Source organism: Actinopolymorpha pittospori (genome assembly GCF_014873875.1).
In the GTDB taxonomy this organism is placed as follows: Bacteria; Actinomycetota; Actinomycetes; order Propionibacteriales; family Actinopolymorphaceae; genus Actinopolymorpha; species Actinopolymorpha pittospori.
Map to the genome: position 1 here is coordinate 7,840,299 of NZ_JADBEM010000001.1, position 25,064 is coordinate 7,865,362.

Below are 25,064 nucleotides of genomic sequence, written 5' to 3' on the forward strand. Positions count from 1 at the left end.
TTCTCCAGGCGCGCCGCCGGCGTTGTCGCCAACACCGACCGCGCGCCCGGAGTACGCACCAGCCGGATGGTCAGGACTTGCTCATGTCCTTCAGCTGCACGATCTTCCCGCCCTTGACCTGGTACATCCAGACGGGGGTCTGGGTGAGCTCGCCGTCGGCGTTCCACTGGAACTGCTTGGTGAGGCCCTGCCCCTTGTAGTTCTTCACCCAGTTGAGCAGCGCGGCCCTGGTGTTGAGGCCGCGGTCGATGCCGCTCAGCAGGATGGTGGTCGCGTCGTATCCCTCGGGCGAGTACGTCGAGGGATCACGGTCGGACTTCGCCTTGTAGGCCTTGGAGAACTCCGTGAAGCCCGCGGACGGCAGGCACGGGCAGCTGAGGTAGACGCCCTCGGCCGCGTCGCCGGCGTTCTTGACGAACTCGTCGTCACGGACACCGTCGGGGGCCACCACAGAACCCTCGAAACCGTTGTCCCGAAGCTGCTGGACGAACGGCGCGGCCTCCGGGTAGTAGCCGGCGTAGAAGACCGCGTCCGGGGAGGCCGAGTCGATCGCGCCGACGACCGCGGAGAACTCCTTCTGCCCGGTCTTGACCTGCTCGTCGCAGGCCACCTTGTCGCCCAGCGCCTTCGCCGTGAGATCAGCGAGCCCGATGCCGTACTCGGAGTCGTCGCGTACGACACAGACCTTCTTGGCCTTGAGCTCGTTCTCGATGAACGCCGACACGGCCGGTGCCTGCACCGCGTCGTTGCCCAGGCCGCGGAAGAAGGTCTTCCAGCCGTTCTTGGTGAGGTCGGGGTTGGTGGCCGACGGGGTGACGGTGACCAGCCCGGCGTCGTTGAACGACTTGCCGACCGCCTTCGACTCACCGGAAAACGCTAGCCCGACCACGCCGAGGATGGACTCGTCGCTGATGGCCTGGGTCACGACGGCGGGAGCCTTGTCGGGGCTTCCCTCGGAATCGAACTGCTTCAGCGTCACCTGGCAGCCCGGGTTGGCTTCGTTGTGCTCGTCCACCGCGAGCTTGACGCCGTTGAGGATGTTGAGGCCCAGCGCGGCGCTGGCGCCGGCGATGGTCCCGATGTAGGCGATCGAGACCTTGGCGCACTTGCCCTTGCCGTCACCTGCCGGGAGGGCGGCGTCGGGCGGCGGCGGCGGAGCGGGGTCGGCCTGGATGGATGGGGCCCCCGCCTGCCCGTCGTCGGAGTTGTTCTCGGTGTTCGGGTCGGTGTTCTGTGCACATCCGGCGACGCCAAGCGACAGTGCCGCCGTCAACGCCAGGACCCGCACGAGTCGTGCTCTGTACACGGATGTCCTCCATAGCCAAACCACGCGTCATGGTGTCGCGGCAGCCACGCCGAACTGGCCGTGTCCGCCAGTGCCGCAACCTGCTCGGATTCCGGACGGCCACAAGTGGCCGCGGTGCTCGGGGTTGGAACCGATCCGCCCGCGGACCCGCGGCTGGTCTGCGGTGTGCAGAGACTAGCCGTACCGTGACCCTTCGGTGAACCGACCACGCATGCCTCTTACCGTCTCGTAACTCAGAAGGCGGCTATGTCGGGTAAATCACCCCTGGGTGGAGTCGCCCTCCACGGGCGCGTCGCCACTTTGCGTGGCAACATCATCACTTTCGTCCACGACGAGTTGGGCGACCCGCCGCATCGGCACCCGCTTGTCCATGGCGGTCTTCTGGATCCACCGGAAGGCGTCGGGCTCACTCAGGCCGAACTTCTGCTGCAGGATCGACTTCGCGCGCTCCACCAGCTTGCGGGTTTCGAGGCGCTCGGTCAGGCCGGAGACCTCGCTCTCGAGCTGGGTGCGCTCGGCGAACCTGGACACGGCGATCTCGATGGCCGGCACCAGGTCGGCCTTCGTGAACGGCTTGACCAGGTAGGCCATCGCGCCGGCCTCGCTCGCGCGGGTGACCAGGTCGCGTTGACTGAACGCGGTCAGGATGATGACCGGGCAGATGCTCTCGTTGCCGATCACCTCGGCCACGCTGATGCCGTCCAGTCGGGGCATCTTGACGTCCAGGATCGCGAGATCGGGACGCAACTCCCGGACCATTTCGAGCGCGGTCTCACCATTGGCCGCCTGCCCCACGACGTCGTACCCCTCCTCACCAAGCATCTCGGCGAGGTCCAGTCGGATGAGCGCCTCGTCCTCGGCCACGACGACCCGGCGTTGCTGGCGCTCGGTGGGGTTGGTCACGGGGAGGTCCTCCTGCGGCGGATTGGGGCTGCGAGCGCCGCCAGCGTACTCGTCCCCGGGTGTCGCTGATGCTCCGGCGGGACCGGGTAAGATTCATGCCGCGACCCGCCGGGTTGATGGAATGGTAGACATGATGGCCTCAAAAGCCATTGTCCGAAAGGGCGTGTGGGTTCGAATCCCACACCCGGCACAAGCTGATGTTTTCGCGGACTTCACCCGCGACCTTGTTCTTCTTCGCCGTGAATTCTGTACGACGACACGGCCACGGCGTTCCGGCTGATTCCGCCCGACGCTCTCCCGCTCCGACCGACGGGTTGCCCGAAGGGGCCGTCTCGCGATGGCCGCGGACTCTCGGGCGGCGGCGATATCATCCCCGATATCGCCGCCCGTGCGTCGAGTCCGAAAGAGGTCAACGTGCCAAACGAGCCTTCCGACCCCACCGACCTTCCGCCGGCAGAGTCGCCAACCGAGTCCTCGACCCAGGCGCCGGCGAGGACCGATACCGCCGCCGTGCTCCTGTTGCGCGCCCTCGACAGCCTCCAGGAGGAGGAGCGACGGCAGGTCCTCGGGTGGCTACTCGAACGCGTCCCCCGAGCGCTCACCGGTTTGGCCTCCATCACCGGGATGGAAGGCCTACCGCCCTCCCCGACCGCCGCCACGTTGCGGGAAGGCGAGGAGGACGCCGTGCGCGCCGCGCTCGCCGGGGCCCAGTTGTCCGAGACCTCGCGCGGAGGCCTGCAGATGGTGCCGGTTCGGCTGCCCACCGACCAGCATGCCCGCCTTCGCGCCTGGTGCCAGGAGCACGGCTTCGCGATGGCGACCGTGATCCGCGGCCTCCTGGCGAGGTTCCTCGACGAACGGCAGCCGGGCCCCGTCGACGGCGATCCGGGTCAGACCCGGTAGGCCGGTGCGGCCTCCGCCACGGCGTCACCGATGCGGTGCACACGCAGGGCGTTGGTGGAGCCGGGGATTCCGGGCGGGCTGCCCGCCACGATCACCACGCTGTCGCCGCGACGGCAGTGACCGCCCGCGAGCAGGGCGCGGTCGACCTGCTTCACCATCTCGTCGGTGTGGGAGACGGTCGGGACCAGGAAGGTCTCGACGCCCCAGGTGAGCGCCAACTGGTGCCGGGTGTCCTCGACGGGGGTGAACGCGAGGAGCGGGACCCGCGAGCGGTAACGGGCCAGGCGGCGCGCGGTGTCACCGGAGTGGGTGAACGCCACGAGGTACTTCGCGCCCAGGCGCTCGGCCACCTCGGCCGCCGCCTTGGCGATCACGCCGCCCTTGGTGCGCGGCGTCCAGTCGATGCCGGCCATCCGGTCGAGGCCGTGTTCCTCGGTGGTCTCGACGATGCGGGCCATCGTGCGTACGGCCTCGATGGGGTAGATGCCGACGCTGGTCTCTCCCGAGAGCATCACCGCGTCGGTGCCGTCGAGCACCGCGTTGGCGACGTCGGAGGCCTCCGCGCGGGTCGGGCGGGCGGCGTTGACCATCGACTCGAGCATCTGGGTCGCGACGATCACCGGCTTGGCGTTGGTGCGCGCCAACTCGACGATGCGCTTCTGGACCAGCGGCACGTCCTCCAGCGGCATCTCCACGCCGAGGTCACCGCGGGCCACCATGAAGCCGTCGAAGGCGTCGATGATCTCCTCGAGGTTCTGGACCGCCTGCGGCTTCTCGATCTTGGCGATGACGGGCAGCCGGACGTGCTCCTCGGCCATCACGCGGCGCACGTCCTCGACGTCGCGCGCGCTGCGGACGAAGGACAACGCGATCATGTCGGCCCGCAGGTGGAGACCCCACCGCAGGTCCTCGTGGTCCTTCTCCGACATCGCCGGGACGGAAAGTCCCACGCCGGGGAGGTTCAGACCCTTGTGGTCGGACACCTTGCCGCCGATGACCACCCGGGTCACCACGTCGGTCTCGGTGACCTCCTCGACCTCGAGCGTGAGGCGGCCGTCGTCGACCAGGATGCGGTCACCCGGACCGACGTCGCCGGGCAGGCCGTCGTAGGTCGTGGAGGCCCGCGACGCGTCGCCGGGGCACTCCTGGGTGGTGATCGTGAAGCGGTCGCCGTAGACGAGGTTGGCCGACCCCTCGGCGAACTTTCCGAGCCGGATCTTGGGACCCTGAAGGTCGACCAGGACCCCGACGGCTCGACCGGCCTCTTCCGCAGCCTCCCGGATCATTCGATAGATCCGTTCGTGCTCGGTATAGGTGCCGTGGCTCAGATTGAGCCGGGCGACGTCGAGGCCGGCGTCGACCAGCTCTCGAATCCGCTCGGGTGTGGATGTAGCGGGACCGAAGGTGCAGACTATTTTTGCTCGACGCACGGGGGTGAGCTTATTCCCGCTTCATGAACGCCTATGCCTCAGGGCCGCGTACACCGCGATCAACACCCCGGCCCAGGCGAGCGCCTGCAGCGACACCACCGCCATCGCCCCCAGGTCGGCGGGGGGTTCCAGGTCCGCGGCGCCGAAGAGCGGCGGAACGAGTAACCGAGCGATCACAGCGTCGCGGGATCCCAGGACCAGCACCAGCACCGGGGCCGCCACGAGGATGAGGCTGGCCCACCCGGTCGGACGTACCAGCGCCCGGCTCGCGAGTGCGCCCACACCAACGCCGCACACGATGGCGAGCAGGTGGATCCACACTCCGAAGGCGAGCCACCCCCACACCGGTCCACGGAGGTCGAGCGCGCCGACCGCGAGCGGAACGAAGACGCCCAGCACCAGCGCGGGCAGCCCGGACACGGCCGCGGCCAGCAGCCCGGACACGAGTTCCCGCGCCGGTGAACCGACCGTCACCCGGCTCAGCATCCGCTGTTCGTCGGGCTCGGTGTCGAGCACGAGTTTCGCCTGCCAGCCGAACACCGCGAAGAGGATCGTCGCGGAGAACGCGTAGGCCTGGTTGGGGCGGGCCTGACCGCCCGCGTGCGCGATGAAGATCAGCGCCAGTGCGGTGAGCCAGGGCGCCCAGGCACGCTGCGCCGCGACGTACGACACCAGACGCATCCGGCTCAACGCGATCGTGCGGCTCATGCCTCACCACGCACCCGTCGTACGTCGTATCCCGCCGCGCGCAGCCGGGCCACCTCGGTCGCCGGATCGTGCGCGTCGACGACCACCTCGATCACGTGCCGCGTCCGTGGCGCCGGGGCCGGGGCGTCCTCCTCCTGGACCACGCCGTCCCGCATGCTCCAGTGTCGGACCGTCCCCAGGTCGCCGGAGCGGCCACGGTGATCGGTCAGGACGCAGATCCCGCCCTGGGCGGTCACCTCGTCGACGAGCACCGGAAGCTCCGCCTGACTCTGCGCGTCGAGGCCCTCCCACGGCTCGTCCATCACCAGGAGTCCCGGCGCTGTCAGGAGCGCCAGGACGAGCCCCACCTTGCGGCCGGTGCCCTGGGAGAGCTCCGCCAGCCGGGTGGACATGAACGGCGTGAGGTGGAGCCGGTCGGCCAGCGCGCCGGCCGCCGCGTCCGTCGTCGACTGGTCCAGGCCACGGACCCGGCCCATCGCACGAAGGTAGGACCGGACGGTGAACGGCTGAGCGGTCGGAAAACGGTCGGGCAGCCAACTGACCACCCGCGGCCGATCGCGCAGCTCTCCCCGCCCGACCGGGATCATGCCCGCGATCACCCGGAGCAGGGTCGACTTCCCGGCGCCGTTGCGGCCGGTGAGGACCACGACCTCACCGGCCTTGACCTCGGCGTTCACGCCACGTAGCACCCAGTCGGCGCGCCGCGCGTACCTTGCGTGCACATTGTCCAGTCGCACATCGGGTTTCTATCAGAACGGTCTGTGAACCTTGTCGCGCGTGAACCCGGCGGGAAGGATCCTGGCATGGAACCGGCCTCCCGTACCGGTGCGTCCCGCGACGAGCGGGTCGACCGGGCCAAGGAACTCGCCTCCCACCTCGCCCTCAACCACGTGACGGCCATCGCGTTGACCTGGGTCGACAACGCCGGCATCACCCGGGTCAAGACCGTCCCGACGATCCGCCTGCCCGACGTCACCGCGTGGGGGGTGGGCATGTCCCCCGTCTTCGACGTCTTCCTGGTGGACGACTCGATCACCACCAGCCCGGATGCGGGCGGACCTGTCGGTGATCTGCGTCTTTATCCGGACCTGGACCGGCTCACGGTGCTGTCCGCCCATCACGGTTGGGCGTGGGCTCCGGTCGACCGGTTGACCCAGGAGGGTGATCCCTATCCGGCCTGTCAGCGGGGCTTCGCGCGCCGGATGGCGGCGGCCGCGACCGAGCGCGGGCTGTCGTTCCAGTTCGCGTTCGAGGTGGAGTGGTTCGTGGGCGACGACGCCGTGGACGACCCGCTCGGCATCGAGCCCGCCACCACCGGTCCGGCGTACGGCATGAGCCGGATCACCGAGGTCGCCGACTACGCCCACGAGGTCCTCGAGGCGCTGCAGACCCAGGGCGTTCCGGTGGAGCAGTTCCACCCTGAGTACGCGCCGGGCCAGCTGGAGATCTCCGTCGCCGCCACAGATCCGGTGGCGGCCGCCGACCGGCTGGTCCTGGTCCGCGAAACGATCCGCGCGGTGTCGCACGCCTTCGGGCTGCGGGCGTCGTTCGCGCCCATGGTCCAGGCGGGTTCGGTCGGCAACGGACCGCACCTGCACTTCTCCGCGCGTGCGGAGGGGCGCAACCTCTTCGCGGGTGGCGACGGGCCGCACGGACTCACCGCACGCGGCCAGTCGATGCTCGCCGAGATTGTCGCCCGAATGCGCGCGCTGTGCGCGATCTCGGCGCCGAGCGTCGCCAGTTACCTGCGCCTGATGCCGCAGCGGTGGGCGGCGCCGTACCAGTGCTGGGGCCGGGAGAACCGCGAGGCGGGACTGCGACTCGTGACCGGAACCCGAGGTCTCGAGGACGCCGCGGCGAACGCGGAGATCAAGTGCGTGGACGGCAGCGCGAACCCCTACCTCGTCATCGGTGCCGTCCTCGCCCTCGCGTTGGAGGGCGTCGACGCCGGGCGGATTCTTCCGCCGGAGGTCACCGTCGACCCGGCGAGTTTGCCGGAGGACCGGCAGCCGCCGCGACTGCCGCTGTCGCTTCCGGAGTCGGTCGCCTGCCTGGAGGAGGACGAGGTTCTGCGGAACGCACTGGGCGAGGCGCTGTTCGGTGCGTTCGTCGCCGTACGCCGCGGGGAGGCCGCGCTGTTCTCCACCTCCACCGCGGAAGAGGTCGTGGCCGCGACCCGCTGGCGGTACTGATGCGACTCGACCTGCCCCTGGTCGACGCGCACTGCCACACCGTCGTCGCGGACTCCCCCGACCGGGCAGCGTTCGAGCTGATGCTGGGCGAGGCGGACCGGCCGGCCCCCGAGGGCGTGTCGTACGCCGACAGCCTGCTGGGGCTCGCTGTCAGACGTTGGTGCGCTCCGATCCTCGACCTCTCCCCCGGCACGGGACTGGACGACTATCTGGCCCGGCGGGAATCGCTCGGGCCGGAGGAGGTGGGGCGCAGACTGCTCGGGGCGGCCGGATTGTCCCATCTGCTCGTGGACACTGGCCTGGGGAACGACGCAGGTCGGGCAGGCCCGGGCGAGGGCGGTGGGTTCTGGTCGCTGGCCACACTCGCGGCGGCGTCCTCCGCGGACGTTCGGGAGGTCGTACGGCTCGAGTCCGTCGCGGAGCGGCTGGTGGACTCCGGTGTGGACGCGGACGACTTCGCTCAGGCCTACGTCGAGGCGTTGCGCGCGGCCACCCGTGAAGCGGTCGGGGTGAAGTCGATCCTGGCCTACCGGTACGGCTTCGAGATCGACCTGTCCCGCCCCTCCTCCGACGAGGTGACGCTCGCCGCCCGAGGTTGGCTCGACTCCCTGCGCAGCCCGGACGCGGCGGCCGACGCCGCTGCCGGAGCGGGGCGTCAGGTTCGGCTTGACGACCCTGTGCTCCTTCGATTCGTCCTGTGGTGTGGTGTCGACCGCGGCCTTCCGGTCCAGGTCCACACCGGGTTCGGAGACCGCGACCTCCGCCTCCCCCGCGTCAACCCCGCCCTACTCCAGCCCTTCCTCGAGGCGGTCGAGCCGACCGGCACGCCGATCGTCCTGCTGCACTGCTATCCGTACCAGCGACAGGCCGGCTGGCTCGCTGCCGTCTACCCGAACGTGTACGTCGACGTCGGCCTCACCGTCTCCCACGTCGGCGCGCGCGCCCAGGCCGTACTGGCGGAGTTCTGTGAGCTGGCGCCGTTCGGAAAACTGCTCTTCTCCACCGACGCCTACCGGCTGCCGGAGCTGTACGCCGTCGGGGTCGCGCAGTTCCGGCACGCCTTCGGCGCCCTGTTGTCGACCTGGCGGCACGAAGGCGCCATGTCGGCGAAGGACGCCGAGCGATTCGCTCGCCAGGTCGGATCGGAGAACGCCCGACGGCTCTACTCCCTGTGACGCGTACGACTGCTCTGCTGCGACACGGAGCATCATTCATCGATTTGCTGTGAGAAGACGAGCCATTTTCCTCCGCGCCGATGGAAAATGATCACGGCGTCGGCACTCCCGGTGGGGTAGGACACCACTGTCCTGCCAGTCGCGTCGACTTCCCTACCTCCCACCCCTTCAAGGGCGAAACGCACCTCAGCCTTCTCACCTGAGGCGTCGGGCGCCACCGTGAAGTCGCTGATCCTGAAGGTGGGAACGGGGATCACCGTGCGCTTCTCCTCCTCGAGCTCTTGAATGTCACTCACATAACCGCCGCCCGCAACGGTCCCCGGGACTGTCACAGACTTGATCAGGTCGGCGTCCATCACTCGGTAAGCCTCGGTGACAGCCGAGTAGAAGCCGAGCGTGGCCTTGTACAGCTGGTCCTCACGCGAGCCTGGCGGGAAGGTGAACGCATCAGCGGGACTCGGCGTCGGTGTTGGTGTGGGTGTTGGTGTTGGTGTTGGTCTCACTGCGGGAGAGTAGGTGTCGGTCGAAGCCCTGGGTTCTACTATCGACGCGGATTCGGCATTCGCACCACACGCCGCGATCGAAACCGTGGCCAACGCCATGACGGCAACCATGACCAACCAGTGCCGCCGCGTCGACGCGGCATCTCGGCCGCGCATAGTTCTCCAAGGTCGCGTTCAACGTGACCAAGCCAAGTCAGCGGCCCAGAACGGGTCCAGATTCGACAACCTGCAGATCCAGACGTTGCGGGCCCTGAGTAGCGGGATTCTCGATGTCATAGGGTCCAAAGCCGCCTACTCGGAATCGTCCCCACCAGGTCGTGGTCAACTCGACGACGCGAGGCCCGGCCGTCTCGTAGGTGTAGGCCACCTGTGGGTTCGGATCGTCGTACTTGCTTCCCGGGACGTCGAAGTTTCTCTTCACGCCGGGCTCGAACGTCCACTCCCACTCACCCTCAGCGGTAAGGATCACCTCAGTGTCAAAGACCCGCACGGACGTCGCCGGCATCCGTTGCGGTTGACCGGAGTCGAAGTACGTCGGCAGATCGACCAGTGTCTTCCCGTTGACCGGCTGCAGCGAGGCTCGCTGTTTCGGAACCCACACCTCCCAGTCTCGACGCAACTCCTCCCCTATGTCTGCCGTCGTGACCACGTCGCTGTCGTCACCGATGCAGACCAATTCCGCGCAATCCCCAGCCGGTTCCAGTGCGACGCAGGTAAACATCGTAGTAATAGCGCACAGTACCGTCGTCCGACGTTTCACAGCGTAAGGCCATCCGACATGTAGCCTTCCCACCGATTTCACAGGCCGGGCTTATGCGCCATTCGCAGTCCACGCAGGACGAGCCAGCACCGGAGTCGATCACTGACCCGTCCTTCGTGAATATCGCCGCCTGACCCGTGAAGCGGTTCCGGGTCACCCGTGGGAGGATCAGGTAGAGGTGATGGCGGGGTCGGATTGCATCCAAGGCACGCCCATGCAGCGGGCGAAGAGACTGTGCCACAGACAAGAACTATTGCAATCATCAAGATTAGTTGCTTGATTCTCCTACGGCCTGGCCAACAATTAGCCACTGACCGTCCTTCCCCGTGAACGTGATCCACGCATCCCTCCATGTCTCTGCCTCGTACGTTTCAACAGCTTTTCCGTTCGCATCGACTTCGCGGCCGCCTGAGATAGACAGAGTGAATTCGACGCGTCGGGTATTGCCATTCGATCCATCAAGCTTGACTCTGAAGTTCGTGACCTGGTACTCGCCGAGGCCTTCGAAATGGTGTCCCTGTGACCTAACCTTCTCGACATAGCTGGTATAACTGCTGGCGGCGTTGGATCCAGGCACCAGGTGATCTGCGACAGGCTCGGTGTCTAGCGTCCGATAGGACTGGTTGATAGCGGCGTAGAAGTTGACCGTGGCCTTGTAGAGCTGGTCCTCCAGCGAGCCCGGCGGGAAGGTCGATGTCGGTGCGCCTGTCGGGGTCGGGGTCGGCGTGAGTGCGGGCGTGGGCGTGGGTGTGGGTGTAGGCGACGGGGAAGCGCTACTCGGCGAAGCGGTCGACTCCACCAACGGCGGAGGCTCCGCGTTCTGGGTGCAGGCAGGGACCACCATCACAGCGACCGCGGCAGTAGCGGCCAGAACGAGACGACGCCGCCGAACCGGCGCAACACGCACATTCCTCATAGTTCGCATACGGTAGCGAAGGAGTCGCTCCCCGGGTCTGATCAATCCACAGGGTGGCCGACGGATACGCGTCCGGCGGCCGTTGACGGCCAGTTCCGGGCATGCGGACGGCTGATGCCGGCGACGCGATGAGGCGCCGCAGGAGGCGGGCACCGCAGGGCGACCGCAAGCTCCGCTTTCTCGGCCCCAGAACACGCCAAAGGGCCCCTGGCGCGGTGTCTGCCGTGCCAGGGGCCCTTCGAGTCGCTGCTACCTGCTCACACCACGAGCGGTCGCTCGGTCGGGAGGATCGGCGAGGGCAGCGCGGTCCGCCCGTCGCGGAGCCACGCGTCGACGCCGGCCGCGCAGGCCCGTCCTTCCGCGATGGCCCAGACGATCAGTGACTGGCCGCGTCCCGCGTCACCGGCGACGAAGACACCTTCGACGTTCGTGGCGTAGGACGCGTCGCGCTTGATGTTGCCGCGCTCGTCCAACTCCACGCCGAGCTGTTCCAGAAGCCCGCCGGGTTCGGGCCCGACGAACCCCATCGCGAACAGCACCAGGTCGGCCGGGATCTCCACCTCGGTGTCAGGGACGGGCTCGAACCTGCCGTCCTTGAAGATCACCTCGACGAGCTTCAGGGCCCGCACGTGTCCCTGCTCGTCTCCGAGGAACTCCGTGGTGGAGACGGCGTACTTCCGCTCGCCGCCCTCCTCGTGCGCGCTCGAGACGCGGAACAGCATCGGGTACGTCGGCCACGGCTGGTGCAGCGGCCGGCTCTCCGTTGGCTGCGGCATGATCTCCAGCTGGACGACACTGGCCGCACCCTGCCGGTGCGCCGTACCCAGGCAGTCGGCCCCGGTGTCGCCACCGCCGATGATGACGACATGCTTGCCCCCGGCGGTGATCTGCCCCGGCACCTCCTCACCGTGAGCGGTCCGGTTGGCCTGCGGGAGGTAGTCCATCGCCTGGTGGATCCCGGCCAGCTCGCGCCCCGGCATCTTCAGGTCACGCGGGATGGTCGAACCCGTGGCCAGCACGACCGCGTCGTAGCGGGCCCGCAGGTCATGCCCCGTCACCTCGACGCCGACGTTGACGCCGGCGCGGAAGATGGTCCCTTCGCGCGACATCTGGTCGAGTCGGCGGTCGAGGATCCGCTTCTCCATCTTGAACTCGGGAATGCCGTAGCGCAGCAGGCCACCGATCTTGTCCGCGCGCTCGTAGACCGCGACGGTGTGCCCGGCCCGGGTGAGCTGCTGGGCGGCGGCGAGTCCGGACGGGCCCGAGCCGACGACGGCGATCCGGTGACCGGTCAGCCAGTCCGGCGGCTGGGGCCGGACCCAACCCTCCGACCAGGCGCGGTCGATGATCGAGACCTCGACGTTCTTGATCGTGACCGCTCCGCCGGAGACGTTCTCGTTGATCGCGAGGACGCAGGCGGTCTCACACGGCGCCGGACAGAGCCGCCCGGTGAACTCCGGGAAGTTGTTCGTCGCGTGCAGTCGTTCGATCGCGGCGCGCCAGTCGTCGCGCCACACCAGGTCGTTCCACTCCGGGATGAGGTTGCCGAGCGGGCAACCCTGGTGGCAGAACGGGATGCCGCAGTCCATGCATCGTCCGGCCTGCTTGGTGATGATGGGCAGCAGAGCGCGTCCGATGCCGTCGCCTGGGTAGACCTCGCTCCAGTCGCCCAGGCGCTCTTCGACGGGGCGACGCTGCGCACCCTCGCGCGGCGTGGTCAGGAAGCCCTTCGGGTCAGCCATGTGCGGCCTCCATGATCGCGTCGTCGACATCACGCCCGTCGGCCATGGCACGGGCCCGGGCCTTGAGGACGCGTTTGTAGTCAGTCGGCATGACCTTCACGAACCGTTCGAGCGCGGCGTTCCAGTCGGCCAGCAGTGCCTCGGCGACCGAGGATCCGGTCTCCTCGACATGCGCGGTCACCAGTGTGTGCAGGAGAGTGCGGTCCTCCTCGGTGAGCGGCTCGAGCTCGACCATCTCCTTGTTGATCCGGCGCTCGTCGGCGTCGAGGAGGAAGGCGATCCCGCCCGACATCCCGGCCGCGAAGTTGCGGCCGGTCGCGCCGAGGACGACGACCGTCCCGCCGGTCATGTACTCGCATCCGTGGTCGCCGACACCCTCGACGACCGCGCTCACGCCGGAGTTACGGACGCAGAACCGCTCACCCACCTTGCCGCGGATGAACAGGTGCCCGCTCGTGGCGCCGTAGGCGATCACGTTGCCGGCGATGATGTTGTCCTCGGCCACCAGCGTCGCCGAGCGGTCGGGGCGTACGACGATCCGCCCGCCCGACAGCCCCTTGGCGAGGTAGTCGTTGGCGTCGCCCTCCAGCCGCAACGTGATCCCGCGCGGCAGGAACGCGCCCATGGACTGGCCGGCCGAACCCATCAGGGTCAGGTCGATCGTCCCGTCGGGCAGGCCCTGTCCGCCGTACCGCTTGGTCAGCTCGTGGCCGAGCATCGTCCCCACGGTGCGGTTGACGTTGCGGATCGGCAGCTGTGCGCGGACCGGCTCCTGCTTGTCCAGGGCGTCCCGAGCCAGTTCGATCAGGTGGTTGTCGAGTGCCTTCTGCAGACCGTGGTCCTGCGTCGTCACGCTACGCCGGGCCACGTCGTCGGGCAGGTCGGGAACCATGAGGATCGGGCTGAGGTCCAGCCCGGCGGCCTTCCAGTGCTCGACGGCATCGGTGACGTCCAGCATCTCGGCGTGCCCGATCGCTTCCTCGATGCTCGCGAACCCCAGTTCGGCGAGGTACTCGCGCACCTCCTGGGCGATGTACTCGAAGAAGGTGACGACGAACTCCGGCTTGCCGCTGAACCGCTTGCGCAGCTCGGGGTTCTGCGTGGCGACACCCACCGGACAGGTGTCCAGGTGGCAGACGCGCATCATCACGCAGCCGGACACCACGAGCGGAGCGGTCGCGAAACCGAACTCCTCCGCGCCGAGCAGGGCCGCGATCACGACGTCGCGGCCCGTCTTGAGCTGCCCGTCGGCCTGGACGACGATCCGGTCGCGCAGACCGTTGAGCAGCAGCGTCTGCTGGGTCTCGGCGAGGCCGAGCTCCCACGGAGCGCCCGCGTGCTTCAGCGAGGTCAGCGGAGCCGCGCCGGTGCCTCCGTCGTGGCCCGAGATGAGGACCACGTCGGCGTGCGCCTTCGACACCCCGGCTGCCACCGTGCCGACCCCGACCTCCGCGACCAGCTTCACGTGGACACGCGAAGCGGGGTTGGAGTTCTTCAGGTCGTGGATGAGCTGCGCGAGGTCCTCGATGGAGTAGATGTCGTGGTGCGGCGGCGGTGAGATCAGCCCGACGCCCGGCGTGGAGTGCCGGGTCCGCGCGATCCACGGGTAGACCTTGTTGCCGGGAAGCTGGCCACCCTCACCGGGCTTGGCACCCTGCGCCATCTTGATCTGCAGGTCGGTGGCGTGCGTGAGGTACTCCGACGTCACACCGAACCGCCCGCTCGCGACCTGCTTGATCGCACTGCGGCGCTCGGGGTCGTAGAGCCGGTCGGAGTCCTCGCCGCCCTCGCCGGTGTTGGACCGCGCACCCAGCCGGTTCATCGCGATGGCGAGCGTCTCGTGCGCTTCCGCCGAGATGGAGCCGTACGACATGGCACCTGTCGAGAAGCGCTTGACGATGCTCTCGACCGGCTCGACGTCCTCGATCGGAATCGGGGGACGCTGGCCGTGCTTCATGGTGAACAGGCCACGCAGGGTCATCAGCCGCTTCGACTGTTGGTCGACCCGGTCGGTGTACTGCTTGAAGATGTCGTAGCGCTGGCCCCGGGTGGAGTGCTGCAGCCGGAAGACGGTCTCGGGGTCGAACAGGTGCGGCTCACCCTCGCGCCGCCACTGGTACTCGCCCCCGATCGGCAGCCTGCGGTGCGCCGGCGCGATGCCGTCTCGCGGGTATGCCGTCTCGTGCCGGCGGCGAACCTCCGCGGCGATGACGTTGAGGCCGACACCGCCGAGCCGCGACGTCGTACCCGCGAAGTACTTGTCAATGACGTCTTGCCCGAGGCCGACCGCTTCGAAGATCTGCGCGCCGGTGTAGGAGGCGACGGTGGAGACGCCCATCTTGCTCATGACCTTGAGGACGCCCTTGCCGAGCGCCTTGACCAACTGGCGTACGGCCTTCTCAGGCTCGATCCCCTCGAGGAAGATGCCCTCGCGGGCGAGGTCCTCGACGCTCTCCATCGCCAAGTACGGGTTGACGGCAGCCGCGCCGTACCCGATCAGCAGGGCGACGTGGTGCACCTCGCGAACGTCGCCGGCCTCGACCACGAGCCCCACCTGCGAGCGGATCTTCTCCCGGATCAGGTGGTGGTGGACCGCACCGGTGAGCAGTAGCGACGGGATCGGCGCGAGCTCGGCGTTGGAGTGGCGGTCGGAGAGCACGATGATGCGCGCTCCCTCGGCGATCGCCGCCGACACCTCCGCGCAGATCTCGTCGAGCCGGCGGGCGAGCTCGGGGCCGCCACCGTCGACGCGGTAGAGCCCCTGGACCGAGTGCGTCGCGTAACCGGGGAAGTCACCGTCGCGGTTGACGTGCTGGATCTTCGCCAGCTCGTCGTTGTCGAGCACGGGGAACGGCAGCACGATCTGTCGACACGACGCCGCACCCGGCTCCAGCAGGTTTCCCTCCGGGCCGATGGTCCCGGCCAGCGAGGTGACGAGCTCCTCGCGGATGGCGTCCAGCGGTGGGTTGGTCACCTGGGCGAACAGCTGGGAGAAGTAGTCGAAGAGCAGTCGCGACCGGTCGGAGAGGACCGCGACGGGGGTGTCGCTGCCCATCGAGCCGATCGGCTCCGTACCGGCGCGGGCCATCGGCGCGAGGATGACGCGGAGCTCCTCCTCGGTGTAGCCGAACGTCTGCTGCCGACGAGTCACCGACTTGTGCGTGTGGACGACGTGCTCACGCGGCGGGAGGTTCTCCAGCCGGATCAGCCCGGCGTGCAGCCACTCCTCGTACGGGTGCTCCGCGGCGAGGCGACCCTTGATCTCCTCGTCCTCGATGATGCGGTGCTCCTCGGTGTCGACGAGGAACATCCGGCCCGGCTCCAGCCGGCCCTTGCGGACAACGGACTTCGGGTCGATGTCGAGGACGCCGACTTCCGAGGCCAGGACGACCAGACCGTCGTCGGTGACCCAGTAACGGCTGGGGCGCAGACCGTTACGGTCCAGCACGGCGCCGACCTGGGTGCCGTCGGTGAAGGTGACGCAGGCAGGGCCGTCCCACGGCTCCATCAGGCAGGAGTGGAACTCATAGAACGCCCGACGGGCGGGGTCCATCTCGGCGTGGTTCTCCCACGCCTCCGGAATCATCATCAAGACCGCGTGCGGCAGCGACCGGCCGCCCATCTGCAGCAGCTCGAGCACCTCGTCGAACCGGGCCGAGTCGCTCGCTCCAGGCGTGCAGATCGGGTAGAGCCGGTCCAACCTGCCCTCGAGATCAGCCACCCCGCCAACTCCGGGCGGGGCGAGCAGGGCGCTGCGCAGCAACGCCTCGCGGGCTCGCATCCAGTTCTCGTTGCCCATGACGGTGTTGATCTCACCGTTGTGGGCGACGTAGCGGTACGGGTGCGCCAACGGCCAGCTCGGGAACGTGTTGGTCGAGAAGCGCGAGTGCACCAGGGCGATGGCGCTCGCCATCCGGCGGTCGGAGAGGTCCGGGAAGAACGGCTCCAACTGCTCGGTCGTGAGCATGCCCTTGTAGACCAGGGTCCGCGAGGACAGGGAGGGGAAGTAGACGTCGGCCTCGCGCTCGGCCCGCTTGCGCAGGGCGAAGGCGCGCCGGTCCAGGGCAAGGCCGTTCAGCTGGTTGCCCGCGGCGTCCTGTCCGGCGACGAAGAGCTGGCGGAAGCGCGGCATGACCGCGCGGGACGTCTTGCCCAGCAGGTCGGGCACCACCGGAACCTCACGCCAACCCAGGACGTCGAGTCCCTCTTCCGCGGCGATCTCCGCGGTTCGGCGTATGGCAGCGGCCTCAGCCTCGTCGTCGTCGGCCAGGAACGCCGTACCGACGGCGTACTCGCCCGGACCGGGGAGGCTGATGTCGACAACCGCGCGCAGGAAGGCATCGGGAACCTGGAGCAACATGCCGGCACCGTCGCCGGAGTCTGGCTCGCTCCCGGAGGCGCCGCGGTGGTCGAGGTTGCGGAGGGCCGTGAGGGCGTGCTCGACGATCTGGTGGCTGGGCTCGCCGCTCAGGGTGGCCACGAACGCCACACCGCACGCGTCGTGCTCGAACCGAGGGTCGTACAGGCCGTGCGGCGGCGGGGGCGTTCCGAGCATGTGGATACTCCCGTCGTCAATTTTCGCGTTGGGACACGCTCAAGGGACGACGTTGGCCCCGGCGGTTGCATGCAGGGTAGCGGACAGATCCGGACTCACCCCAGGGACGATGGTCCCTGGCGCGAGGCCACACCCACCCGCCTCTGGCGCGATGTGTCGGGCGGCCACCAGATCCGCCACTGGTCGCGACAGGATACGGCGAGGCCCAAGTTTTCGCGCGAGGACCTGTCTCAGCCGGCCAGTGCGCTTCGCGTCCCCTCCGTCATTGTGCATCCTCGCGCAAATTTGCGGCCTGGGCGTTCGCCCCTCGGACAGCGCCGGGCTGCTCCGACCGCTTCGAAGGCCAGGCGAACCGCCCTTTCCGAGCGGCGTCACACGGCTGATCTGCGAGATATCTCTCCTTCGAGACACTCACTGTTGGTCTGCCGGATATCACCCGAGCCAGAACTTCTCGTCCACTGGTCACCGGCCGTCCCCGGAGCGCCGCTCCTGCGTCGGCGAGTCTTCTCCCACTGGTTGCCCGGACGTCGACCGGGTGTCGGAGCCGTTCGGCTTCGCCGACCCGGACTCCTCCGAACGGCCGCTTGCGCCGTGATCCGTCTCACTCTCAGCCGAGGTCACGACATCCACCCTGGCCGCGCCCGACGCACCGGCCTCAGCCTTGCCGGCGTCCGCACTGGCCGCGGCCGCATCGGAGCCTCCCGCATCGGTCGGTGTCGCCCCGGTCGGTGTCGCCCCGGTCGGGGTCGCACCGGTCGCGGTCGCCTCGGTCCGCCCCTGCCCGACCTCGCCCTGGTCGCTCGCTGAGGACGCTCCCGCGGGCACGGGCTCGACGACCTCCTCGCGTCCGGGGCGGAGCTTGGCCGAGATGACGAAGTAGAGCGCCGCCAGCAGGAAGACGAGGACGGAGGTCCACACGTTGAGCCGCAGGCCGAGGACGTGGTTGACCGGGTCGATGCGGAGATACTCGATCCACGCCCGCCCGAGGGTGTAGCCCATCACGTAGACCGCGAACGCCCGGCCGTGGCCGAGCTTGAACCGCCGGTCGGCCCAGATGACGAGCCCCGCCACTCCGAAGTCCCAGATGAACTCGTAGAGGAAGGTCGGGTGGAACGTGGCGTACTGCTCGTACCCGACCGGACGGTGCGCGGAGTCGATCTGCAGGCCCCACGCGACCGTGGTCGGGCCACCGAAGAGCTCCTGGTTGAACCAGTTGCCCAACCGACCGATCGCCTGGGCGATCACGATGGCCGGCGCCGCCGCGTCGGCCATCGCCGGGAGCGGAATCCCCCGCCGCCGGCACGCGATCCAGGCGCCGAGCGCGCCGAAGGCGATGGCTCCCCAGATGCCGAGGCCGCCCTCCCACACCGCGAACGCCCGCCACGGATCGCGGCCAGGACCGAAGTAGAGCTGGTAGTCGGTGATGACGTGGTAGAGCCGTGCACCGACCAGACCGAACGGTGTGGCCCACACGACGACATCCGCGACCGTGCCGGGCTGGCCGCCGCGGGCGATCCAGCGGCGGCTGCCCAACCAGGCAGCGACGATCACGCCCAGGATGATGCACAGGGCGTATGCCCTGATCGGCACGGGTCCGAGATGCCACACGCCCTGGGACGGGCTGGGGATGGACGCCAGGATCTGCATGGGCGGGTGGGCTCCTCCGGACTATGGGTTACCGGACGGACTCTATCGGGTCACGACTTGTTGTTCTGGGCCGCGGCGGAGTCGATCGCGAGCTTGAGGCCCGTCGCACTCGTGTCCTGCGGGTCGAGCTGCTTGCCGTTCACGAAGATCGTCGGCGTTCCCTGCACACCTCGCTTGTTTCCGGTCTCGCCGATCGACTGCACCCAGCTGCTGAAACTGTCCCCGTTGACACAGGACCTGAACGTGCCGGAGTTGAGCCCGATCGACTTGCCCAGGTCGACGAGCTGGGCGTTGGTCCAGGTCTGGCTGTAGTTGGCGTACAGCGCGTCGTGCATCTCACGTGCCTTGCCGTCGTTGGCGGCACAGGCGAACGCGTTGGCGGCGAGCTGCGTGGGCCGGCCGAACTCCGTGAGGGTGAGCGGGTAGTAGATGACCCGGGCCTTGCCCGCGTCCACCTGCTGGTTCAGCGTCTGCTCGGCGTCGTTCTCGAACTCCTTGCAGTGCGGGCAGGCGAAGTCCTCGAACATCTCGACGACGACCGGTGCGTTGGCCTTGCCGACCCCGACCCCACTGCCCACGCCGCCGGCCTTGGTCTGCACCGGTGCGGGGTTGCTCTTCGAGGTCGCGGTGTAGGGCTGGACGACGCCGGCCGGGAAGGCCGCGTCGGTGTCCACCTGCGAGCGCTGCCACTGGACGACGCCCGCGATGGCGACGATGACGACGGCGACGACAACGGCGATGCCGATCCGCATCATATTCTCGCGTCGCTTGGCCGCCGCGGCCTCCCGAGCACGCTGCGCGCGCAGCTCCTCCCGGGCCGACTTCTTGCTCATCCCGCTCTCCGCATCGTGTGGTCTCCCGCCGCCACCACGGCGGTCGGGACAACTGGTCGAGGGCGTGCCGACCGTGGCCCGCGACGGCCGGTCCGGCCAGCGCGATCATCGGTTCGACGTCGCTTCGGATCTCGTGAGGTACGTCGAGGGTCCGGCGCGAGCCGGGTACCCGGTCCGGTACCGCCGTGTTCCGGCGCCGGCCCTGCGGGGGACGGGCATCCGGAGTCGTCGGAGGTCCCATGCCCGGCAGCCTCGCGCCACCGTGGACAGACACCAGCATGAGGGCCGTAGCTGAGAGGCACATCACCCGGGTCCCCGCCGGCGGTCCGTGCCCGGTCCGGACCCGGCGGCACCACGGGGGTCATCCCGGCTCCGGAGCGCGGGAGAGGCCGCCGCGAGCGACTTCGCCGGCGACGCAACGGATGTCACGGATGTCCGCAGTGACCGTCACGGCGAACAGCGAGATTCTCCGGATCACGGAAGGTGAACCCACCCCGACATCGCGGGAGTTCCCGGTCGGGAGGATCGGGCGGCGGAGATCGAACGCGAACGTCAAGGCGTGGGCCCTAACGCACCGACCGGCGTACCCCCGCCGCGAGGTCACGGGCGAGTTCACCGACCGCGGCCACACCGGCGCGCTCGTCGGGCGCGTCCAGCAGGCGACGGACGAAGGCGGATCCCACGATCACGGCGTCGGCGGACTCCACGACCTCGGCGGCCTGGTCGCCGTTGGACACCCCGAGCCCGACGCCGACCGGCAGGTCGGTGACCTCACGGAGCCTGGTGACGAGCTTCGGAGCCTGCGAGTTGATCTGGTCCCGCGCACCGGTCACGCCCATGATCGACGCCGCGTAGACAAAGCCACGGCAGACCTGGGTGGTCAGCCGCAGCCGCTCCTTCGTGGAGGACAGCGCGACGAGGAAGATCCGGTCGAGGCCGGTGGCGTCGCTCGCGGCGATCCACTCCTCGGCCTCCTCGGGGATGAGGTCGGGGGTGATGAGCCCAGCGCCGCCGGCCGAGGCGAGGTCTCGGGCGAACCGGTCGACGCCGTAGCGCTCGACCGGGTTCCAGTACGTCATCACAAGGGGCGTGATCCCGTGCGAGGCGGCCGCCTCGACGGTGCGCAGGACGTCCTTGGTGCGGGTACCACCCCGCAGCGCGTGTTCGGCCGCGGCCTGGATCGTCGGGCCGTCCATCGTGGGGTCGGAGTACGGGAGGCCGACCTCGATGATGTCGACGCCAGCCTCGGCCATCGCGTCGAACGCGGCCAGCGCGCCGTCGTGGCTCGGAAAGCCGGCCGGGAGGTAGGCGATGAGCACGCCCCTGCCTTCGCCCTTCGCCTTCGCGAAGATCGGGCCGACGCCCGTGGACGCGTTCACGCGGGTTCCTCCTCGCCGCCTTCGGCCCCGTCGAGCAGGCCGAACCAGTGCGCGGCGGTGTCGACGTCCTTGTCACCCCGGCCGGACAGGCAGACCACGATGGTCGCGTCCGGGCCGAGTTCCTTCGCCACTCGTAGAGCGCCCGCGACCGCATGCGCCGACTCGATCGCCGGGATGATCCCCTCGGTCCTGGTGAGCAGCCGGAGCGCGGACATCGCCTCCGCGTCGGTGACGGGCTGGTAGTTCGCCCGTCCGGTGTCGTGCAGCCAGGCGTGCTCGGGGCCGACGCCCGGGTAGTCCAGGCCGGCGGAGATGGAGTGGCTTTCGATGGTCTGTCCGTCTTCGTCCTGAAGCAGGTAGGACCGGGTACCGTGCAGGACGCCGACCTGGCCGGAGGTGATCGTCGCGGCGTGCCGGCCGGTCTCCACGCCGTCTCCCCCGGCCTCGAAGCCGTAGAGGCGTACGCCGTCGTCGGGCACGAACGCGGTGAAGATCCCGATCGCGTTGGAGCCGCCACCGACGCATGCGCACACCGCGTCGGGCAGGGCGCCGGTGAGTTCGAGGACCTGCGCCCGCGCCTCGTCGCCGATGCCGCGGCAGAAGTCGCGCACCATCGCCGGGAACGGGTGCGGCCCCGCGGCCGTGCCGAGCAGGTAGTGCGTCGTCTCGACGGTGGCCACCCAGTCGCGCAGCGCCTCGTTGATCGCGTCCTTGAGCGTGCGGCTCCCGGAGCGGACCGGGATCACCTCCGCGCCCAGAAGATCCATCCGGGCGACGTTGAGCGCCTGCCGCCGGGTGTCCTCCTCGCCCATGTAGATCACGCAGCCCAGGCCGAGGTAGGCGCAGGCGGTCGCGGTGGCCACACCATGCTGACCGGCGCCGGTCTCCGCGATCACCCGCGTCTTGCCCATCCGGGCGGCCAGGAGCGCCTGCCCGAGGACGTTGCGGATCTTGTGGGCGCCGGTGTGGTTGAGATCCTCGCGCTTCAGCAGGATCCGGGCGCCCGCGACCTCCGAGAGCCGGGTGGCGTCGTAGAGGAGGCTCGGCAGGCCGGCGTACTCCCGGAACATCCGCTGCAGCTCACTCGTGAACTCCCGGTCGGCCAGCGCGTCGGTGTAGGCGACGGTGAGCTCGTCGAGAGCGGCGCTGAGCGCCTCCGGGGTGAACCGGCCCCCGAACCGCCCGAAGTGGCCTCGCGGGTCCGGGCGGGTGGCCGAGGGATCGGTCTGGGCGGCAAGGTCAGTCATCAGGTCACTCAGTCGTGGTGGAGGGCGGGGTGGGCGCCTGCGGCCACCAGGTCGGCGACCGCCGACCTGGGATCCTTGCCGGTCACGAGACTCTCGCCGACCAGCACCGCGTGCGCACCGGCGCGGGCGTACTCGATCACGTCGTGCGGTCCGCGTACGCCGGATTCGGCGACCTTGACGATGCCGTCGGGAATCGTCGGAGACAGGCGGGCGAAGGCGCTCCGGTCGACCTCGAGGGTCCGGAGGTCACGTGCGTTGACCCCGATGAGCTTCGCGCCGGCGTCGACCGCCCGGGCGGCCTCCTCCTCGGTGTGGCACTCCACCAGCGGGGTGAGCCCGATCGACTCGGCCCGCTCGATCAGGGAGACGAGGGCGTTCTGCTCCAGGGCGGCGACGATGAGCAGGATCAGGTCGGCACCGTGTGCGCGGGCCTCCCACAGCTGGTAGCTGGTGAGCACGAAGTCCTTGCGGAGAAGCGGAACCTCCACCGCGGACCGCACCGCGCGCAGGTCGTCGATCGTCCCACCGAACCGCCGACGCTCGGTCAGCACGCTGATCACGGTGGCGCCACCGGCTTGGTACTCGACAGCGAGTCCAGCGGGATCGGCGATCGCGGCGAGCGCACCCTTGCTCGGGCTCGAGCGCTTCACCTCGGCGATGACGGCGACGCCATCACCGCGGAGGGCCGGAATCGGGTCGATCGCGTACGGCAGCTGTGCGACCCGCGCCTTGAGATCGTCGATCGAGACTCTCGCCTGCCGCTCCGCAAGGTCGGCACGGACCCCGTCGAGGATCTCGTCGAGAACACTCACGCAGTCGATCCTTCCTGAGCGGCTTAAGCGCAGGCGCGAACCGTCGGGACGACGCGCTCTCGCTTCCAGGGACCTGCTCAGAGTAACGACGGCCCCAACCCACCCTGACACCGGCCGGTATGTGGACAGCGGGCCGCGGGGTTCAACCAGGTGGCGTGCGGGGGCACCGACCCTGTGAACAGGGTCCGTTACCTCCCGGCTCGAGGGACGCTCCCCTGGGCGATTCCGGTCGAACCCGCGTGCGTTCCGGCCGATCTCAGCAGGCTTTCACGGCATTCCCGCGGGCGATCCCGACCAGCCCGGTAGGCGATCGCGGTCGGGCCTCGGCGACCACCATGTCGCCGAGGCCGTGGACCGCCAGGTCACGCCTTGATAACCAGGCTGGACATGAGCTTGTCGGCAAAGGTCTGACGCTTCTGGTCCCACAGGGGCCAGAGAAAGCCCACGTAGCAGGCCACGCCATCGAGGACGTGGGCGAACTGCCGGACGAACGTCATACCCGGACCCAGCGGCTGCCCGTCGGATTCTCGGACCAGCCGGATGTTGAGTACCTGCTTGCCGAGGGACTGGCCGCTGCGCCCCTGCCGGAAGACGATGTTCCAGATCGAGACGCCGAGCCCGACGAGGTAGAGCAGGCTCGCGATGCTGAGCAACGCGGGGTTCGGGGCGCCGTCGGCGAGCGACGGCAGGAGGAGGGCGTACCCGACGCCGACCGGGACCATGACGAGCAGGATGTCGATGAGGGTCGCGCCCACGCGGTGGAGCCAGGGCGCGAACTGGTCCTGGCCGACCGGCGCCGCGTCGTAGCCGTACTGCCCCTGGGTGTACTGGCCCTGGGCGTACTGCGCGTAGTCCTGGCCGCCCTGCGGGTAGGACTGGCCGTACTGGCCCTGGCCATACTGCTGGCCGCCCTGCTGACCCTGGCCGTACTGCTGACCCTGGCCGTACTGGCCCTGGCCGTACTGCTGGCCGTAGTCCTGACCATCTTGGGGGTAGGACTGGCCGTACTGCTGGCCGTAGGACTGCCCGTACTGCTGGCCATACTGCTGGCCCTGTCCCTGGCTGTACTGCTGCTGCCCATACTGCTGGCCCTGGCCGTACTGCTGCTGGCCGTACTGCTGGCCCTGACCCGGGCCATACGACTGGCCGCCCTGCTGACCCTGCCCATACTGCTGGCCCTGGCCGCCCTGCTGGCCCTGGCCGTACTGCTGCTGGCCCGGCTGCTGCCCGCCGTAGTGCTGCCCCTGGTCGTACTGACCGTGCTGACCGCCCTGGCCGTACGGACCGCGCTGACCGTGCTGACCACGTTGGGCCTGGCCGTAGTGTTGCTCGCCGTACTGGCCCTCGTCGTGAGGTTGCTCCCGCGGGTCCGAGCCCGAAGGCGGGGTCGGCGTACTCACAACCGTCTCCGTTCTGGAGGTCGAATGAACGGGAGCAGGGTAGCGATCGCGGCTGCGAGTGGGAACCAGTCGCGGCGAGCCGATGGGACGGCACGCCGAAAACCGCCCCGATCCGAGCGTCCGGCCGGGCGTGAGCGCTCCGCGAAGTGGTGCCGTCCAGCTACCTTGGAGGCGTGGCGAACCACTCCCCCGTCCGTGCACGCCCGCTCGTCCGGTCGACCCACCTACCGTCCGACGGCACCCTCGCCGGCATCGCCGCACTCGGTGTCGGCGGCCTGCTGCTCGGCGCGGTCAACACCCTGTCCGGCGGCAGGCTCGGAGTGCCCTGCCTGCTGCACGCCACGACGGGGTTGGACTGTCCTCTGTGCGGCACCACCCGGATGGTCGCCGCCCTCCTGCACGGCGACCTGACCGGCGCACTGCGCTACAACGCGCCGGTCCTCCTCGGCGGCGTGGTCGTCGGTTACCTCTGGCTGAGCTGGGTGCTCGAGAGGTTCGGCGTACGCCTCCTACCGCGCCCCTCGCTGAGCGCCCGGTCGAGGGCCGCCCTGATACCGGTCCTGGTGACGCTGGGCCTGGTCTTCATGGTGGTGCGCAATCTGCCCTGGTCGCCGTTCGCCGCCCTCTACGCCTGACGTCCCACCGGTCGGTTC

20 protein-coding genes and 1 tRNA gene are annotated in these 25,064 nt (G+C 69.1%); 5 read left to right on the forward strand and 16 right to left on the reverse strand.

Going from position 1 to position 25,064, the window contains the following annotated elements; genetic code table 11:
* Positions 1–70: 70 nt before the first annotated feature.
* Positions 71–1,306 carry an ABC transporter substrate-binding protein gene (locus HEB94_RS36500; RefSeq protein WP_192754062.1) on the reverse strand — a complete coding sequence of 412 codons (1,236 nt, stop codon included), beginning with the start codon at positions 1,304–1,306 and terminating at the stop codon, positions 71–73.
* Positions 1,307–1,564: 258 nt separating this feature from the next.
* Entirely contained in the window at positions 1,565–2,209 is a 645-nt protein-coding gene (locus HEB94_RS36505; RefSeq protein ID WP_192754063.1) for a response regulator, read from the reverse strand.
* Positions 2,210–2,316: 107 nt separating this feature from the next.
* Between HEB94_RS36505 and HEB94_RS36510 the strand changes: the two genes are divergently transcribed.
* Together HEB94_RS36510 and HEB94_RS36515 are read left to right on the forward strand one after the other, a co-directional pair.
* A tRNA-Leu gene (locus HEB94_RS36510) sits at positions 2,317–2,399 on the forward strand.
* Between the two features lie 224 nt (positions 2,400–2,623).
* On the forward strand, positions 2,624–3,112 hold the full coding sequence (locus tag HEB94_RS36515; RefSeq protein ID WP_192754064.1) for a hypothetical protein: 489 nt from the start codon (positions 2,624–2,626) through the stop codon (positions 3,110–3,112).
* Here HEB94_RS36515 and pyk read toward each other — a convergent pair.
* Genes pyk through HEB94_RS36530 form a run of 3 tightly spaced genes read right to left on the reverse strand, consistent with a single transcriptional unit; the run spans position 3,100 to position 5,987 of the window.
* Entirely contained in the window at positions 3,100–4,542 is a 1,443-nt protein-coding gene (gene pyk, locus HEB94_RS36520; RefSeq protein ID WP_192754065.1) for a pyruvate kinase, read from the reverse strand. The genes HEB94_RS36515 and pyk overlap by 13 nt on opposite strands.
* A 21-nt stretch (positions 4,543–4,563) precedes the next feature.
* Positions 4,564–5,250, reverse strand: coding sequence for a hypothetical protein (locus HEB94_RS36525; protein ID WP_192754066.1), 687 nt, complete (start codon positions 5,248–5,250; stop codon positions 4,564–4,566).
* Entirely contained in the window at positions 5,247–5,987 is a 741-nt protein-coding gene (locus HEB94_RS36530; protein ID WP_192754067.1) for an ATP-binding cassette domain-containing protein, read from the reverse strand. Before HEB94_RS36530 ends, HEB94_RS36525 begins: the two co-directional genes overlap by 4 nt.
* A 66-nt stretch (positions 5,988–6,053) precedes the next feature.
* Here HEB94_RS36530 and HEB94_RS36535 point away from each other — a divergent pair, with 66 nt between their 5' ends.
* Together HEB94_RS36535 and HEB94_RS36540 are read left to right on the forward strand one after the other, a co-directional pair.
* Entirely contained in the window at positions 6,054–7,442 is a 1,389-nt protein-coding gene (locus HEB94_RS36535; protein ID WP_192754068.1) for a type I glutamate--ammonia ligase, read from the forward strand.
* A complete protein-coding gene (locus tag HEB94_RS36540; protein WP_192754069.1) occupies positions 7,442–8,617 on the forward strand; it encodes an amidohydrolase family protein in 1,176 nt (391 codons plus the stop codon). Before HEB94_RS36535 ends, HEB94_RS36540 begins: the two co-directional genes overlap by 1 nt.
* A gap of 32 nt (positions 8,618–8,649) precedes the next feature.
* Here HEB94_RS36540 and HEB94_RS36545 read toward each other — a convergent pair whose 3' ends face one another.
* From HEB94_RS36545 to HEB94_RS52950, 11 genes are all read right to left on the reverse strand, one after another.
* Positions 8,650–9,219: a hypothetical protein gene (locus HEB94_RS36545; RefSeq protein WP_192754070.1), complete on the reverse strand. Its 570-nt coding sequence runs from the start codon at positions 9,217–9,219 to the stop codon at positions 8,650–8,652.
* 94 nt (positions 9,220–9,313) lie between these two features.
* On the reverse strand, positions 9,314–9,880 hold the full coding sequence (locus HEB94_RS36550) for a hypothetical protein (RefSeq protein WP_192754071.1): 567 nt from the start codon (positions 9,878–9,880) through the stop codon (positions 9,314–9,316).
* 268 nt (positions 9,881–10,148) lie between these two features.
* Positions 10,149–10,682 (reverse strand): hypothetical protein, encoded by a 534-nt coding sequence (locus HEB94_RS36555; RefSeq protein ID WP_192754072.1) that lies wholly within the window; start codon positions 10,680–10,682, stop codon positions 10,149–10,151.
* A 371-nt stretch (positions 10,683–11,053) separates the two neighbouring features.
* Positions 11,054–12,538, reverse strand: a complete 1,485-nt coding sequence (locus tag HEB94_RS36560) for a glutamate synthase subunit beta (RefSeq protein ID WP_192754073.1) — start codon at positions 12,536–12,538, stop codon at positions 11,054–11,056.
* Positions 12,531–17,093 (reverse strand): glutamate synthase large subunit, encoded by a 4,563-nt coding sequence (gene gltB / locus HEB94_RS36565; protein ID WP_192754074.1) that lies wholly within the window; start codon positions 17,091–17,093, stop codon positions 12,531–12,533. Before gltB ends, HEB94_RS36560 begins: the two co-directional genes overlap by 8 nt.
* A 462-nt stretch (positions 17,094–17,555) precedes the next feature.
* Positions 17,556–18,740, reverse strand: coding sequence for a prolipoprotein diacylglyceryl transferase (gene lgt, locus HEB94_RS36570; RefSeq protein ID WP_192754075.1), 1,185 nt, complete (start codon positions 18,738–18,740; stop codon positions 17,556–17,558).
* 50 nt (positions 18,741–18,790) lie between these two features.
* Positions 18,791–19,573 (reverse strand): DsbA family protein, encoded by a 783-nt coding sequence (locus HEB94_RS36575; RefSeq protein ID WP_192754076.1) that lies wholly within the window; start codon positions 19,571–19,573, stop codon positions 18,791–18,793.
* Between the two features lie 566 nt (positions 19,574–20,139).
* Complete coding sequence (trpA, locus tag HEB94_RS36580; protein WP_192754077.1) at positions 20,140–20,952, reverse strand: tryptophan synthase subunit alpha; 813 nt, start codon at positions 20,950–20,952, stop codon at positions 20,140–20,142.
* Positions 20,949–22,199: a tryptophan synthase subunit beta gene (gene trpB, locus HEB94_RS36585; protein ID WP_192754078.1), complete on the reverse strand. Its 1,251-nt coding sequence runs from the start codon at positions 22,197–22,199 to the stop codon at positions 20,949–20,951. Before trpB ends, trpA begins: the two co-directional genes overlap by 4 nt.
* An 8-nt stretch (positions 22,200–22,207) precedes the next feature.
* Positions 22,208–23,011, reverse strand: a complete 804-nt coding sequence (gene trpC / locus HEB94_RS36590) for an indole-3-glycerol phosphate synthase TrpC (RefSeq protein ID WP_192754079.1) — start codon at positions 23,009–23,011, stop codon at positions 22,208–22,210.
* Positions 23,012–23,373: 362 nt separating this feature from the next.
* A complete protein-coding gene (locus tag HEB94_RS52950; protein WP_192754080.1) occupies positions 23,374–24,411 on the reverse strand; it encodes an RDD family protein in 1,038 nt (345 codons plus the stop codon).
* A 173-nt stretch (positions 24,412–24,584) separates the two neighbouring features.
* Between HEB94_RS52950 and HEB94_RS36600 the strand changes: the two genes are divergently transcribed.
* Entirely contained in the window at positions 24,585–25,046 is a 462-nt protein-coding gene (locus HEB94_RS36600; protein ID WP_192754081.1) for a DUF2752 domain-containing protein, read from the forward strand.
* The last annotated feature ends 18 nt before the right edge of the window (positions 25,047–25,064 follow it).